The following is a 14055-nucleotide window of genomic DNA, read 5'->3' on the forward strand; positions in this document are numbered from 1 at the left end:
CGGCATCCACGTCGTCGCGAACGGCGCCGTCCCGCACGGCGGCGGCCACCAGGTCGGTGACAGCCTGCTCCAGCGCCCGGCTGCCCTCGGCGAGGGCACCCGAGCGATCGGCCATGAGCGTGGCCAAGCCAGCCCTTCACCCGCTGGTCTCTGCGCAAGCTCGTCGCCTACCTGCGCAAAGTCCACGGCCGGATCATTCGCATTGGCCGCGAAACCTTACGCACCCTGCTGGCCCGTCGCGGTGTCACCTTCCAGCGCACCAGACCTGGAAGGAATCCCCCGACCCGGCCCTCGAGGCGAAGCTGGACCGGATCGAGGAGGTGCTGGACCGCTTCCCGGACAGGGTTTTCGCCTTCGACGAGTTCGGCCCGCTCGGCATCCGCCCCACCCACGGCTCTGGCTGGGCCGAGCAGAAGCATCCCGACCGGCTGTCGGCCACCTACCACCGCACCCACGGGGTGCGCTACTTCCACGGCTGCTACTCGGTCGGCGACGACCGCCTGTGGGGCGTCAACCGGCGCAAGAAGGGCGCCGGGAACACGCTGGCCGCGCTGAAGTCGATCCGTGCCGCCCGTCCCGACGGCGCTCCGGTCTACGTGATCCTGGAGAACTTGTCCGCCCACAAGGGCGCCGACATCCGCCGCTGGGCGGCGAAGAACAAGGTCGAGTTGTGCTTCACCCCGACCTACGCCTCGTGGGCCAATCCGATCGAGGCGCACTTCGGGCCGCTGAGGCAGTTCACCATCGCCAACTCCAGCCACCCCAACCACACCGTGCAGACCCGGGCCCTGCACGCCTACCTGCGGTGGCGCAACGCCAACGCCCGTCACCGCGACGTCCTGGCCGCCGAGCGCAAGGAACGCGCCCGGATCCGAAGCGAGAAAGGCATCGTCTGGTTCCCTGCGCGGTCAGGTGCCGTCGTCGCCGGTTAGGTCCTCGGCGTGCTCCTTCCTCCACCAGAGGCCCTGTCGCATGAAGAGGCGATAGCCCAGGCACAGGAGAGAGGGCAGTCGGCTACCACCCGCTTGACGGATGCGTTCTATCCAGACAACCTCACAGACGAGGAACTGGTGGATGCCTTCAACCCCGACACCCTTCCGCCGGGCGGCGAGGAACCGCCGGAAACGAACCCACTGCCAGCGGACACCAAACCGCCGCGCGTGGTGAAGGCCACTCCCGCGGATGGCCAGACCGGCGCCCCGCTCAACGAGCCGATCAAGGCGCTGTTCAGCGAGCAGGTGACCGATGCCCACATCGTGGGCAAGGACGCGCAGCACACCGAGATGGCTGGAAATGCGGTCATGGATGAGTCGGATGGCGGCCTACTAGTCTTCACGCCGAACGCGCCTCTGGCCTCGAGCGCCACCTACACGGCGGAAGTCAGCGGTGCCAAAGACCTCGCCGGTAATCAGATGGCGCCCTATTCGTGGTCGTTCACCACGGGAGAACCCGACACCGCTCCGCCGGTCGTGACCGCGGCTGCACCGAGTCCCGACGCGGCGAATGTGCCGGTGAACACCACGGTCAAGGCAACGTTCAATGAGGCTGCATCCCAGGTGCAGCTCACTGTCAAAGATCCGGCGGGAGTCCCGGTGCAGGGGGCGCTGCAGAGTGGCGAGAGTACGACCGAATGGACGTTCACTCCGGCGTCGACGCTCTCAGCGCAGACCGCCTATCGAGTTGAACTGAGCGGCGCCAAAGACTCCTCGGGCAATGTGATGGCGCCCTATACCTGGTCATTCACGACGGGTGCGGACACACCACCGCCACCGGCGGGCCTGGTGGCCGCGTATGGCATGAACGAAGGATCCGGCACCGGTGTGGCTGATGCCTCCGGGAAGAACAACTCCGGTACGGGTTCCGGCACCAGTTGGACGACCGGCAAGTACGGCCAGGCTCTGTCGTTCAACGGTACGTCGAGCTGGGTCACCGTCCAGGATGCCGCGTCGCTGCGCCTGACGACGGGGATGACGCTCTCGGCCTGGGTCAACCCGGCCACAGCGGCCAACTGGAGAAGCGTGCTGACCAAGGAGTTGAGCTCTGACGGCGCCTCCTACAGCCTGTATGCCGCAAACGGCGGCGGGAACCCATCCGGTTGGGTGCAAACCTCCGCCGACGTCACCTCAACGGTCGCTGGAACCTCGCCGTTGCCGGTGGGCGCGTGGAACCATCTGGCGCTCACCTACGACGGGACCGCTCTGCGGTTGTACATCAACGGCCAGCAGGTTGCCCAGACGACGCTCAGCGCGAGTCTCTATGACGACGGCAGCCCGCTGCGGATCGGCGGCAACTCCGTCTGGGGCGAGTACTTCAGCGGTCTGATCGACGAGGTACGGATCTACAACCGCGCCCAGACCGCCGCCGAAATCCAAGCCGACATGAACACCCCCATCGGCTCCGGAACTCCCAACCCTGACACCATCCCACCAACCGTCTCTTCCGTCACCCCGGCAGCCCAGACAACTGGCGTCCCAGTCACCACCACGGTGACCGCCACCTTCAGTGAAGCCGTGACCCAAGCCCAGCTCACGCTGAAGAACCCGACCGGCACGACGATCGCCGGAACCACAATCATGGACGCCGCCCAACGCGTCCTCACGTTTACCCCAGCACAGCCGCTGGCGGACACCACGGCCTACACCGCCACGGTGTCCGGCGCCAAGGACACCGCGGGTAACGTCATGACCGGAGCTCACACCTGGGCCTTCACCACCGGAGCCAAACCTCCCACGGGCCTTGTGGCGGCCTACGGCATGAACGAAACCACGGGCACCACCCGTGGGCGACTTCTCCGGCAACAACAACACCGGAACCGCCCTGGACACCACGTGGACGACGGGCAAGTACGGCTCGGCGCTGTCGTTCAACGGCTCCTCCAGTTGGGTGACCATCCAGCACGCCGCCTCACTGCGCCTGACCAACGCGCTCACGCTCTCAGCCTGGGTACGACCCGCCACAGCAGACGCCCTCTGGCGAGCCGTTCTCATGAAAGAGCGATCCACCGGCGGCGGCTACGGCCTGTACGCCTCCTCCGAATACAACGCCCCCGCGGGCTGGCTGGAAACCAACCAACAGGGCGGCGGACTCACCGGTGACGACCCGCTACCAGCAAACCAGTGGAGCCACCTGGCGACCACCTACGACGGCAGCACCCTCCGCCTGTACATCAACGGTGCCCTGGCCGCCCAGGCACCCATCGCCGGCGACGTCCTCGACGACGGCGGCCCGCTGCGGATCGGCGGCAACTCCGTCTGGGGCGAGTACTTCAGCGGTCTGATCGACGAGGTACGGATCTACAACCGCGCCCAGACCGCCGCCGAAATCCAAACCGACATGAACACGCCCATCGGCACGGCAGCAGCACCACGGGCAGTTGCCCAGACATCACGCACGGACGCTCCCACGATCGAAAAGCTGACAGCGGACAGCGGATCGCTCACCCCCCGCCTGACCGCCTGGATCCCCGGTCAGCGCCGAGACAAGACCAAGATCGAGATCGAGGTCAGCAACAGGCCCACCAAGACCATCAACTCCACCAAGATCACCGAGAGGCCGGCCAAGGACGACTTGCTGATCTGGTCCGGCCAGGTCACCGCCCGGCCAGATGACTCCCGGGTGACACTGCAGGTTCCCAAGGATCGGCTAAGCAAGGGCGCCAACGTGAGATGGCGAGCCCGCATCACCGGCGGCAGTTGGACCGACTGGCAGGACCTCAGCATTACTGCCGACGCCAGAGCACTAACCACCGCTACCACAGCCGCGTATCCTCAGCCGACGGCGGACGAGATCAAGCGAACCCTGCGGGCCGGACCACAGGGAGTGGTACCCACCCCTTCCTACAACGACTGCCGTACCAAAACACAGTGGGACGCAGGGCCGTACACCTACACAATGAACCGCTTCAACGTCTGCCAGGTCTCCGGCTTCATTGTGGAGTACTGGAAGGAATGGTGGAAAGGAAGTAGGCCCTTCGGCAAGAAGCTCGGGACACTTCGCGGTCACCAGCTCACCTATCTGGACGGTAAGCTGAATAGACGCGAGTTCTACGTCCGCAAGCACTTCTACATAGACAAAGTCGAGAATGTAGATGCCTCCAAATACGATCTCGGTGACGCCTACATCGCCTTCGCCAGCACGATGGGCTCAAAGAGTAGCGACTGCACCCGGGTGTCACCCGCAAGCGGGACAACCGTTTACAAGACCGTGAACGCATGGAAGCAGGACACAGCGACCGAATGGCATTCGAGCGAACTGTTCACGGCCGGTCCGGGCAATGGATACCACAAGATCAGTAATTGCACGATCAATCACTCCATCCTAAGCAAGAGCCCGGTCGACTTCGAGGAAAGCAGCACTAAGATATACGCTCTCGGCACATTCCGCTGCGACACGTCTCCGATGGTCAAATATCACACGGGCGGTGGTTGCGTCAGTTCGGACGCTGTACCGGCGTTCACCATTAGTATGAACGACGTCAGCAGCACCGGAGTCCCATACAAGAGCATTCATCAGCACATCAAGAAGGCCCTCACTCATCCGGAGGACACCGTACCCAAGCCTGGAGGGCCGACCTTCCCGGATCTAACCGGAACGAAGTCCATTCCCGGCGGCAGTGAAATTAAGCCCCTGCACCGCCACGGATACGAGCCCATCCAGAACGGAAACCGTAGTGCCGCCAAGACCGTCTGCGACCTGGAACTCGGCGACCGGGATGAGAAGATGCATTGTGACGAGTTCCCGTTCGCTTCGACTCTGGAAGGGGCCGCTCGCGCCAACCCGTTCTACAACTTCTCCGTCGCCTGGATAAATGGCTCGGTGAACACCTCGCACGGAACGTATCTCAATGCCTGGTACAGCAACAACAGGATGCTGAACTCTGACCCGTTCTGGATCCAGCCACTCGACTAGCTCTTAATTTTGGCTGGACCGTCCGGCAGGTCGGTCCAGCCAGCACGAAAGGCCACTAAAGCTCATGGCAACCCTTATCGACGGGATTCTCGATCGACGCGAGATGCAGAGGTATGTACGCGGCGTCGTGGACGCCGACCTGGACTGGGTTCTCGACGAGGTCGAACTCCCCGAGGACGAGTGGGTTCGCACTGTGGACAACGGGATAGCGATCAACGAAACCCATAGCGAACGATGCCGCATCAAGTACGAACTATGGGATAGCTCTCCTCCCCCGCTATCCCTGTGGGACAGCAGTCAGACTGGACGCGTCCACTTGACTTCAGGAAAGATCTTCGCCGTTAGTATCTATTCCGGCGGAGAGTCTCATGGCGACGTGTTCGATCTGGGCCGCCGGGACCACGCCTGGAACGTCAGTGTGCATCGCAAAGCCCTCCAGCACGAGGAGTTCACGGCGGACATTGTTAGCTTCACCCTACTGAAGCTGCAGTTTTGGCCTACGGCCCCGTAGGGGCAGGCGACCGCACACAGCCTGCTCGGCTCACTGCGCTCCGGGTCAAGCGGGCTGAAACCCGAGTTTCGCAGTCGGTGGGCACACGCCAGCCGTGAATCTGGGGGTTGACCTGCGGGAACGGGCGTGAAGAAGCATCAGGGGCGTGTGTCCACGTCTCCGGAGAACGTTTCTGCAGGTCGAGGGCTATTCGAAGGGTTGCAGGCCGCTCATCTTTGGCGGCAAGGACACCCCGGCGTCTTTGAAGATCTGGGCCTGGGTGTCGCTGAGGCGAGTGGTCTGCTGGAGCCTGTACGACTCTGCTGGTTAACTCATTCTCATACGGCCAGGGCTGGCCGTTCCACCAGGCGTCCAGGCGGATCAGATTGACCGCGACAGCGGAGACGATGTGTTCGAGGTGGACTTTCTTGATGCCTCGGTAGCGGGCGCGGCGCATGCCGGTGACGGTGACGGCTTGGTGGATGGTGGCCTCGATACCGCACCGGATGGCGTATCGGTCGCGCCAGGCGGGGGTGGTCTGTTCGACGCGGGCCGCGTCGAGGGTTTCCTGGATCGCTCGTGGATGCAGGGTGAGGTGGCGGCCGCTGCGCTGGCCGCTGGTGCATAAGGCCCGGACGGGGCAGGGACGGCAGGTGCTGAGCGGGAAGGCGGCGACGATCATCGGGTGCTCTTCTGCCGGCAGGGTGTCCAGGAGGTGCTGGTCTGTCCTTGCGGGCAGGTGACCTGCCGACGGTTCCAGTCGATGGTGAAGGCGGTGCGGTCGTAGCCGTTGCGATCGATGGCCGAGGCTGCTCGGCGGCTGCTCGTACGCGTTCGAGCTGCGTAGGCCACATGGGCCTCATCGCGAAAGCATGGCCCTAGGCAGCAGTCCCGAGAGGGACAAATAGCACAGAGTGTCGATGGTCAAGCGCGCATGGTTGCTCGGTGATTGCTCGCGTGAACGCGATACGGCGCGGCACGCATCGGCACTGACCGGCACGACGACGGGGAGAATCCCGCTCACAGCGACACAAAACAACACTCCACGACACCGGACGACACCAAAGGAACCGACTCATAATCAGCGGGTTCTACCGAGCTGGAAGCTCTCGGATGTCGTGAGTTTCTGTCGACCGACGGCGTGGGAGCATTGCTGCCCATTTGCGCTGCACCCCGCCGGGGGCACATCACAGATGGGCAGCTTCTTCGGGGCTGCCCTCTCTTCATGCCGCCCGAACCTGAGAGCGGTGCCCGCACCAGAAACGCATGCTTTGTCCGGCGATAATGGTCGACCCTTTGCCTCGTCTACTGTCCGAATCCGGGCCTGATCACAGGCATTTAAAAGGTGACAGGGATCAGGTGGCCCAGGTGATCGGGCCGCACCAACATGACACCGCCTCACCACCACGCACCACCACCGAATCACATCGTCCGCCGTGCAACGCGACCGCGGACCATACCGTTGAGCACGACCGACGGCGCCCAACTGCCGACCGATGAGACCCATCAGCAGCGACCGCCCGGTCATTCCGGGCCGACGTGCTGGAAACGGCTGTCTCATCTCGCCTGTACGGGTTTGTGTGCAGCTGCACGCCAGTGCCGCCCTTACTCGGTGGCGCCTCCGAGAAGCAATGCGCGGTGAGACGGCGGCGACGCCGTGCGGAGACCGCCGGTGCCCCGGCCCGGCGTTGGCCGTCGGATGCGGCTTGACCGTCGCCATCCAGGTGGGCGTCGATACGCCCTGTCCGGCACGGCCATCGATGCGGCGGGTGACGACCACGGGCGTGCTCGCCCGATCATGCCCACCGCATCGGCCGCGCCGGACGTGAACACGACGACCCCGGCGCTCCACGCCGTACGGCGGCGGCACAGGCAACAGGACCGTCGTGCGCCCGTGTCCAGCGATTGCCGGGGTCGTGGCTGAGCGGGACATCGCGGGGTGAGTGCTCGGAACAGGACCTCCAAAGGCACGCCCTTTTACCAGGGCGACCAGCTCCGTCACCGGTCGCTTCGGGGACTGGGCTCAGCAACCCTGTGCTGTGCGCCACCCCGCTCCCCCTGCTTAGCGCCACACCAGCCCTCCCCAACAGCACCGAAGAGAAGAGGAACGAGACACACCATGGCCGAGGGACGCACGTTCAAACGCTGTTCCTGCCGCGACAGCGACGGCAAGGAACTCGGGCAGAAATGCCCCAGGCTGCGCCGCTCCGACGGCGGGTGGAGCTACCGGCACGGCATCTGGAACTACCAGATCGAACTCCCGCCCGGCCCCGACGGCAAGCGGCGCGGGCCGCTGCGCCGCGGCGGCTTCGCCACCCAGGACGCAGCCAAAGACGAACTCGGCCACGTGCGCGACCTGCTCGCCCTGGCCGACCCGCGCGAGCCCGCCACCCGCACCCAGATCGCCGACCTGATCAAACGCACGCTGGTCGAGACCGACACGCTGCCGAGCGTGGAAACAGTCCGCCGAAAGATCAGGACCGGGCAGCATCTCACCGAGGAGATGACCGTCGAGCAGTGGCTGGCGGAGTTCCTCAACCGCAAGCGGAAGATCGAGGAGACCACCCGCCGCTCCTACGAAGGCCACATCCGCCTCTACCTGACGCCGTATCTGGGGCGGCTGCGGTTGGATCAACTCAAGGTCAGCGACATCGCGTTGATGTTCGAACACATCGAGGAGTTCAACGACACCATCGCCGAACGCCGCACCCATCCGGACCCGCAGGTGCGGGCGAGCGTCAAATATCGGCGGCCGATCAGCGTCACGACGATGCACAACATCCGCGCCACCCTGCGGCACGCGTTGAACATGGCCATGCGCCAGGATCGACTGATCGACTTCAACCCCGCCGCCGTGCTGGAGATGCCGGCCAAGACCCGGCCCAGACCGCTGGTATGGACCGACGACCGAGTCCGCGCCTGGCAAGAAGACTTCCACACCTACCGGCAAGCGGAAACGCAACGCCGGAGCGGGCGGCGGGTCGACCCGATCGACGCCTACACCAGCGTGCCGCGCCCCTCCCCCGTCATGGTGTGGACGCCCGCGCAGACCCGCCTGTTCCTCGAAGAAGCACGACGACATCGCCTCTTCGCCCTGTATCAGCTGATCACGCTGCGCGGACTACGCCGGGGCGAAGCCTGCGGGCTGCGCTGGAAAGAGATCGACCTCGACGCCCGCACCCTGACGGTGAACTGGCAACTCGTGCAACTGGCCTGGCAGGTCCACGAGGGCACCCCGAAAACTGACGCCTCCGTCCGCACCATCGCCCTGGACACCGACACCACCCAAGCGCTACGCCTCCACCGACAGCAGCAACTCCAGGAACGCCTCGCGATGGGCGAGGCGTGGACCGACAGCGGTTTCGTCTTCACCCAGCCCGACGGCAGCCGCCTGCATCCCCAGCACGTCTCCGACCAATTCCTCTGGCTGGCCTACCTGGCCGGGCTACCGCCCGTCCGACTCCACGACCTCCGCCATGGCGCAGCCTCGCTGATGCTGGTGGCCGGGGTGGAGATGAAGGTGGTGCAGGAAACGCTGGGACATACCTCCAGCGCCTTCACCGCCGACACCTACACCTCCGTCTACCCGCAGGTAGCCATAGCGGCCGCCGAGAAGACCGCAGCCTTGCTGTTCGGCGAACAAGATCAGGACGCGTCCGGGAAACTCATCTCACTGAGAAGCCGACAGTCGGATTAAGCATCCGGCCCCGCACTCGCCGCATGCTCGCGGCGAGGCGGGGCCGCTGCTCTTCCCGCAGCAGCCGGGGACGGGGAATCGATCGTGTGTGCGGGGTTGGTGCGCGCGAGCACGTAGGGAGCACGCAAGCGCTAGACGAAAATTCTAGAACGCATCCGATCCCGCATAACCGCAGGTCAGACCATGATCAAAGCGCGCCCTGCAGGATTCGAACCTGCGACCGTCGGATTAGAAGTCCGATGCTCTATCCAGCTGAGCTAAGGGCGCTCCCGCCTTATTGTGCATGATCTGGCGGTGTGTCATGCACACGTTTTCGTCGTGTCAGGTCCGGAGGGGGGTCGACCAGGGAGATAAAGGGTGGGCGATCTTCTGGGGGATGGGGCTAAGCTCTGGGTGCATGGTCGCCACGGTCCTGCATGAGATTCCCCTGCAGGGCGGGGACGTGACGGACGGAGTGGTGCGTGTCGGTGACACCGTGCGCAGGCCGGTCAAGCCGTCGACCCCCGCCGTGCACGCGTTGTTGCGTCATCTGGAGTCCGTGGGATTCCGGCACGCGCCGCGCGTAGCGGGGTTCGACGAGGCGGGGCGGGAGATCATCACCTACGTGCCAGGCACGTCGGGGTTGACGGTGGCGAACTCGGGTGATGAGGCGCTGGCGGGGCTGGCCAGGTTGCTTCGCGAGTATCACGACGCCACGGTGGGCTTTCCGCTCGACAACCAAGGCTGGGAAGGTGGGTCAAATGATGACGCACCCCCTGAGGTCATCGGGCATTGTGATTTAACACCTGATAATGCGATCTTTCGGGGCGAGACTCCGGTCGCGCTGATCGACTTCGATCTGGCCAGGCCCACGACCAGGCTGTTCGACATCGTCACCACGCTGCGCCACTGGGCCCCGATCGCGGACCCGATCGACCGGCCGTCCCTGCAGCGCAGAGCGGACGTCGGCGCGCGCCTGCGCCTGTTCTGCGACGCGTACGGCGTGCCGCCCAGAGACCGCCGCCGCCTGATCCCCCTGGCCCGCATCCGCTTCGACCGCTCCTACACGGCGATGCGCCGCCGCGCCGCCACCGACGGCAGCTGGGCCCGCATGTGGGAGGGCGGCGCAGGCCGGCGCATCCGCCGGGCCGCGGCCTGGCTCGACGAGCACGAAGACGTCCTCCATGCGCATCTGGTCTGAACGGGCTGCGGGGATCGCGCTCGGCGTGGCGCTCGACGCCGCGATCGGCGACCCGCGCACCGCACACCCGGTGGCCCTGTTCGGCAGGGCCGCGGCGGCTCTGGAGCGCAGGATCTACCGTGACGCAAGAGCGAACGGCGTCCTGCACGTGGCCCTCTGCGTGGGCGCGGCCGGAGCGCTCGGCCTCCTGGCCGAGCGCCACAGGAACCCGGCCGTCAGAACCGCGGCGACGGCCGCGGCGACCTGGGCCGTCCTCGGCGGCACCACCCTGGCCAAGGAGGGCGCCTACCTGGCCGAGGCCCTGGAGGACGGGGACGTGGAGCGCGCCCGCGAGCGGATCCCGCACCTGTGCGGCCGCGACCCCAAGTACCTCGACGAGCCGGGCATGGCCAGGGCGACGGTGGAGTCGCTGGCGGAGAACGCCTCGGACGCCGCGGTCGCGCCGCTGTTCTGGGGCGTGGTGGCGGGCGTGCCGGGGCTGCTGGCCTACCGGGCGATCAACACGCTGGACGCGATGGTGGGCCACCGGTCGCTGCGCTACGAACGCTTCGGGTGGGCGGCGGCCCGGCTGGACGACGCGGCCAACTACGTCCCGGCCCGGATCACGGGCCTGCTCGCGGTGGCCGCGGGGCCTGACAGGGCGGGCGCGCTCGCCGTACTGCTGAGGGACGGGCACAGGCACCCCAGCCCCAACTCGGGCAGGTGCGAGGCCGCGTTCGCGGGCGCGCTGGGCGTCACGCTGGGCGGCACGAACGTCTACGGCGGCAGGACCGAGCACCGCCCGACGATGGGCGACGGTCCGGCCCCGGGCGTGCGCGACATCAGGCGGGCGGTACGGCTGACGCGGACCGTCACGCTGGCGGCCGCTGCCCTGGCGGTGCTGGCGTCCAGCCGACGTCGCCGAAGGCCTGCACGGCCCACCGGGACGCCTCGGGTGTGAGCTCGCCCGCCAGGACGTCCCTGGCGAAGAGAGGCAGCAGGCGTGCCCGATCGGCCGGTGGCAGCCGGTCCCTGTCGGCGGCCAGCTGCCGCAGCACCAGGCTGAGGTGCGGGCCGCCCTCGCCCACACACGCGTCGTAGGCCGCGGCCAGTTCCTCGGGCGGGCACGGCCGCGCGGAGGTCAGGAACAGCGAGGTCAGCGCGTGGCCGTGGGAGCGGGGGCCGGCGAACTCGGACACGTGGTCGCCCAGCGGTTCCAGCGCGTGCCAGGCGGTGTCCTCGGCGGTGTCGCAGGTCAGGTAGCTCTCCCTGCGCAGCTCGGCGGTCGGCACGCGGCGCCACGGGCTCTCGCGCAGCGGGTGGCCCGGCGACATCCGGTTGGCCCAGTAGGCGTCGAGCGGGGGCGGCGACCATGGGCCCATGGACAGGACGATCTCCCTGTCGCCCTCGTACCAGATCCGCTCCAGCTTGAGCGCGGCGGCGTAGCCGCGCCAGCCCTCGCCGGAGAACTGCGAGCGCCACAGCATCGCGCACCGGCGCCACTCCGTGGTCGGATACCGGGCGGCGGGGAACAGCTCCCGCCCCCTGATGGGCTCTCCCACCAGCGTGGCCAGCAGCACCAGGTTGGCCGAGTAGGCGGCATGGCGCAGGGGCACGCCGCGGTGGACCGGCTCGTAGGCCGTCCGCGGCAGGTCCTCGAGCGAGTGGTGGAACAAGTCGAGCAGCCTCTCGCGCAGCCGCTCCCGCAGGGGAGGCAGGAACCACCTGGTCAACGCGGCCAGGAAGTCCATCACCGGCCCGCGCCGGGTGAGTGGCACGTAACACAGCAGCCTGCGCAGCAGTCCCTCGTCGGGCAGCGTGGCCAGCTCGCGCGCGATGAGCCGGGCGACCAGGAACTCGCCGAACGTGGCATGCAGGAACTCGCAGGTCGTGAGCCGTTGCTCGTCGCGGATCGCCTGCGCCTCGTGGACGAAGAAGAACCGCCCGATCACCTGCTGACCGGGCAGCGCCGACTCGCCGAGCAACGCGCCGAGGTCCTGGCTCAGCTCGGCCTCCGTGACCCACTGCCGGCTCCGGTTGAACATCGCGAAGGCGGCCACGGAAAGGTGCAGCAGTTCCTGCTCGACCCTGGCGGGCAGCTCGGTATCGGGTAACCCGGGATCCGACTTGTGTATCTCACGCTCGGCGAAGCGGGCCAGGATCCTGCCGTACAGGTCGGCCGGATCCAGGCCCTGGCCGTCGCGCTGCAGCGCGTTGCCGTCGGCGTCGTAGAGGGCCAGCATGAGCAGCAGCAGCGGCTGGGTGGCCAGCTCGGGCCTGCGCAGCGCCGCTTCCGCCGACAGCGGCTCGAGCCCCTGCGCGGCCAGGAACGCCTGGTTGTCCCCGTTCCACACCCGTAGCCAGCGCTCGACCTGGACCGGCGTGAACGGCTCGAGCCGGATGGCGACCGCCCCGCCGGGCGGGATGCGGGCACGGTCGGCGACGGCGGTGCGGCTGGTGACGATCACGGCGAGCGGCCGTCCCTGGTCCGCCTCGCGCTCCTGGAAGCGGACGACCTGCTCCAGGTAGTCGCTCTGGCCGATGTTGGCGGCCTGCACCAGCTCGTCGAAGCCGTCGAGCAGGATGACGGGCAGCGCGTCGCCGGCGGCCCTGGCCAGGGCGGGCCACGAGAGCCGTTCGCCGGTGGCCTGCCGTATCGCGTATTCGATCTGTGTCTGCAGGTCGGCGTCGGCGGGCACCTCGCGCAGGGCGACCCTGACCACCATGAAGTCGCTGGGCGGCAGCCGCGCCGACAGCACCCGGGTGAGCACCGACTTGCCCGAGCCGGGCTGGCCGAGCACGATCAGCGGGCACTCGACGGCGTGCAGCGAGGTGAGGTGGCCGATCAGGTAGTCCTGCAGGTCGTCGCGGACGGGGTACTGGCTCCACCAGGACTCCTCGTCCAGCCGGTCGGCCCTGATGACGGGCGCGACGCGGTAGTCGGGGTTGACGTAGGCGCCGGCCAGCGACGGGATGGTCAACCCGTCGGGGACGTCGCCGGTGGCCACGACGGGCCGTTCCAGCTGCCTGCGGTAGGTGCGGGCCAGCGCCTCGCGCCGCTCGTCGGGCGCGCGCCCGGCGGCGATCCGGTCGAGGACCTGGCCGAGCCTGGCCATGCCGGTCCGCAGCTCGTCGCGGGTCCCCTCGTGGTCGAGCCGGCCCGCCCAGAAGGCCACCTCGGGGAACTCGGCGGCCAGCCGGGCGAACAGCTCGTCGTAGCGCCTGGCCGCCGTCTCGGGCACCTCCTCGAGGAGCATCGCGGCCTCGGCGTCGAAGCCCTCAAGGAGGTCCTCGCCGATCGAGCGGTAGTAGGCCAGCAGCTCGTCGGTGCTGGAGTGGCGCCGGTCGCGCGGCGAGTGGCCGGGGATGTCGCTGGCGAGCAGGATCCTGGCGATCGGGGCGATCCGTCCCGAGCCGATCTCGTGCCCGGTGGCGACGGCGACCTCGCCGGCCCTACCGAGCGCGGGCAGCTCGAGCCCGCGCACGGTGTCGAAGTAGGCGGTCAGGACCAGCACCCGCTGGGCGGCGACGAGCCGCTCGGTCCTGTCGAAGCGGTTCAGCCCGCGCAGCCGCTCGCCCAGCCCGCTGACGAGCTGGTGGCTCAGCCGTGCCAGCTCCCCCTTGGCGTCGAACAGGTTGAGCGCCAGGTCGGCGCCTCCGCCGGTGGCCGCGAGCAGCACTCCGCCTGCCGCCCGGTCCAGCGCGGTGACGATGGCGCCATCACCCCCGCCGAGCAGCTTGGCGGCGTCGGCGTAGGAAAGGCGTCGCGACATATGGACATTCTGGTCCTGATGGACGGAT

8 protein-coding genes, 1 tRNA gene and 2 pseudogenes are annotated in these 14055 nt (G+C 67.4%); 7 read left to right on the forward strand and 4 right to left on the reverse strand.

The annotated features are described in order from the left end of the window. A partial coding sequence (locus KIK09_RS60695) for a hypothetical protein (RefSeq protein ID WP_372455712.1) occupies positions 1 to 115 on the reverse strand: 115 nt, incomplete at its 3' end. A 14-nt stretch (positions 116 to 129) separates the two neighbouring features. Between KIK09_RS60695 and KIK09_RS31630 the strand changes: the two are divergent. From KIK09_RS31630 to KIK09_RS31655, 4 genes and pseudogenes are all read left to right on the forward strand, one after another. Then, positions 130 to 932 (forward strand): annotated as a pseudogene (locus KIK09_RS31630) (IS630 family transposase); the annotation flags it as partial. A 138-nt stretch (positions 933 to 1070) separates the two neighbouring features. Then, positions 1071 to 2702, forward strand: a pseudogene (locus KIK09_RS58140) (Ig-like domain-containing protein); the annotation flags it as partial. Positions 2703 to 2778: 76 nt separating this feature from the next. Beyond that, positions 2779 to 4908, forward strand: a complete 2130-nt coding sequence (locus KIK09_RS31650; RefSeq protein WP_214323080.1) for a LamG-like jellyroll fold domain-containing protein — start codon at positions 2779 to 2781, stop codon at positions 4906 to 4908. Between the two features lie 64 nt (positions 4909 to 4972). Next, positions 4973 to 5419: a hypothetical protein gene (locus tag KIK09_RS31655; RefSeq protein WP_214323081.1), complete on the forward strand. Its 447-nt coding sequence runs from the start codon at positions 4973 to 4975 to the stop codon at positions 5417 to 5419. On the opposite strand, the gene KIK09_RS60700 is transcribed toward KIK09_RS31655, so the two are convergent. Next, positions 5406 to 6080, reverse strand: a complete 675-nt coding sequence (locus tag KIK09_RS60700) for a transposase (RefSeq protein ID WP_214323082.1) — start codon at positions 6078 to 6080, stop codon at positions 5406 to 5408. The genes KIK09_RS31655 and KIK09_RS60700 overlap by 14 nt on opposite strands. 1437 nt (positions 6081 to 7517) lie before the next feature. Between KIK09_RS60700 and KIK09_RS31665 the strand changes: the two genes are divergently transcribed. Continuing rightward, on the forward strand, positions 7518 to 9095 hold the full coding sequence (locus tag KIK09_RS31665; protein ID WP_214323083.1) for a tyrosine-type recombinase/integrase: 1578 nt from the start codon (positions 7518 to 7520) through the stop codon (positions 9093 to 9095). Between the two features lie 193 nt (positions 9096 to 9288). Here the strand turns inward: KIK09_RS31665 and KIK09_RS31670 are convergent. Next, positions 9289 to 9362, reverse strand: a tRNA-Arg gene (locus KIK09_RS31670). A 130-nt stretch (positions 9363 to 9492) separates the two neighbouring features. Here KIK09_RS31670 and KIK09_RS31675 point away from each other — a divergent pair. Next, positions 9493 to 10275, forward strand: a complete 783-nt coding sequence (locus tag KIK09_RS31675) for a phosphotransferase (protein WP_214323084.1) — start codon at positions 9493 to 9495, stop codon at positions 10273 to 10275. Further along, on the forward strand, positions 10259 to 11215 hold the full coding sequence (locus tag KIK09_RS31680) for a cobalamin biosynthesis protein (RefSeq protein ID WP_214323085.1): 957 nt from the start codon (positions 10259 to 10261) through the stop codon (positions 11213 to 11215). The genes KIK09_RS31675 and KIK09_RS31680 overlap by 17 nt, the downstream gene beginning before the upstream one ends. On the opposite strand, the gene KIK09_RS31685 is transcribed toward KIK09_RS31680, so the two are convergent. After that, on the reverse strand, positions 11127 to 14027 hold the full coding sequence (locus tag KIK09_RS31685; protein ID WP_214323086.1) for an NACHT domain-containing protein: 2901 nt from the start codon (positions 14025 to 14027) through the stop codon (positions 11127 to 11129). The two genes, KIK09_RS31680 and KIK09_RS31685, sit on opposite strands and share 89 nt — an antisense overlap. Positions 14028 to 14055 lie beyond the last annotated feature (28 nt).

The organism is Nonomuraea sediminis, from assembly GCF_018531495.1.
Taxonomy (GTDB): domain Bacteria; phylum Actinomycetota; class Actinomycetes; order Streptosporangiales; family Streptosporangiaceae; genus Nonomuraea; species Nonomuraea sediminis.

Bases quoted from the DNA above. Each gene is read 5' to 3' on its own strand.
- KIK09_RS31655 (WP_214323081.1), top strand. From the start codon at position 4,973: ATGGCAACCCTTATCGACGGGATTCTCGATCGACGCGAGATGCAGAGG.
- KIK09_RS60700 (WP_214323082.1), bottom strand. From the start codon at position 6,080: ATGATCGTCGCCGCCTTCCCGCTCAGCACCTGCCGTCCCTGCCCCGTC.
- KIK09_RS31665 (WP_214323083.1), top strand. From the start codon at position 7,518: ATGGCCGAGGGACGCACGTTCAAACGCTGTTCCTGCCGCGACAGCGAC.
- KIK09_RS31675 (WP_214323084.1), top strand. From the start codon at position 9,493: ATGGTCGCCACGGTCCTGCATGAGATTCCCCTGCAGGGCGGGGACGTG.
- KIK09_RS31680 (WP_214323085.1), top strand. From the start codon at position 10,259: ATGCGCATCTGGTCTGAACGGGCTGCGGGGATCGCGCTCGGCGTGGCG.
- KIK09_RS31685 (WP_214323086.1), bottom strand. From the start codon at position 14,027: ATGTCGCGACGCCTTTCCTACGCCGACGCCGCCAAGCTGCTCGGCGGG.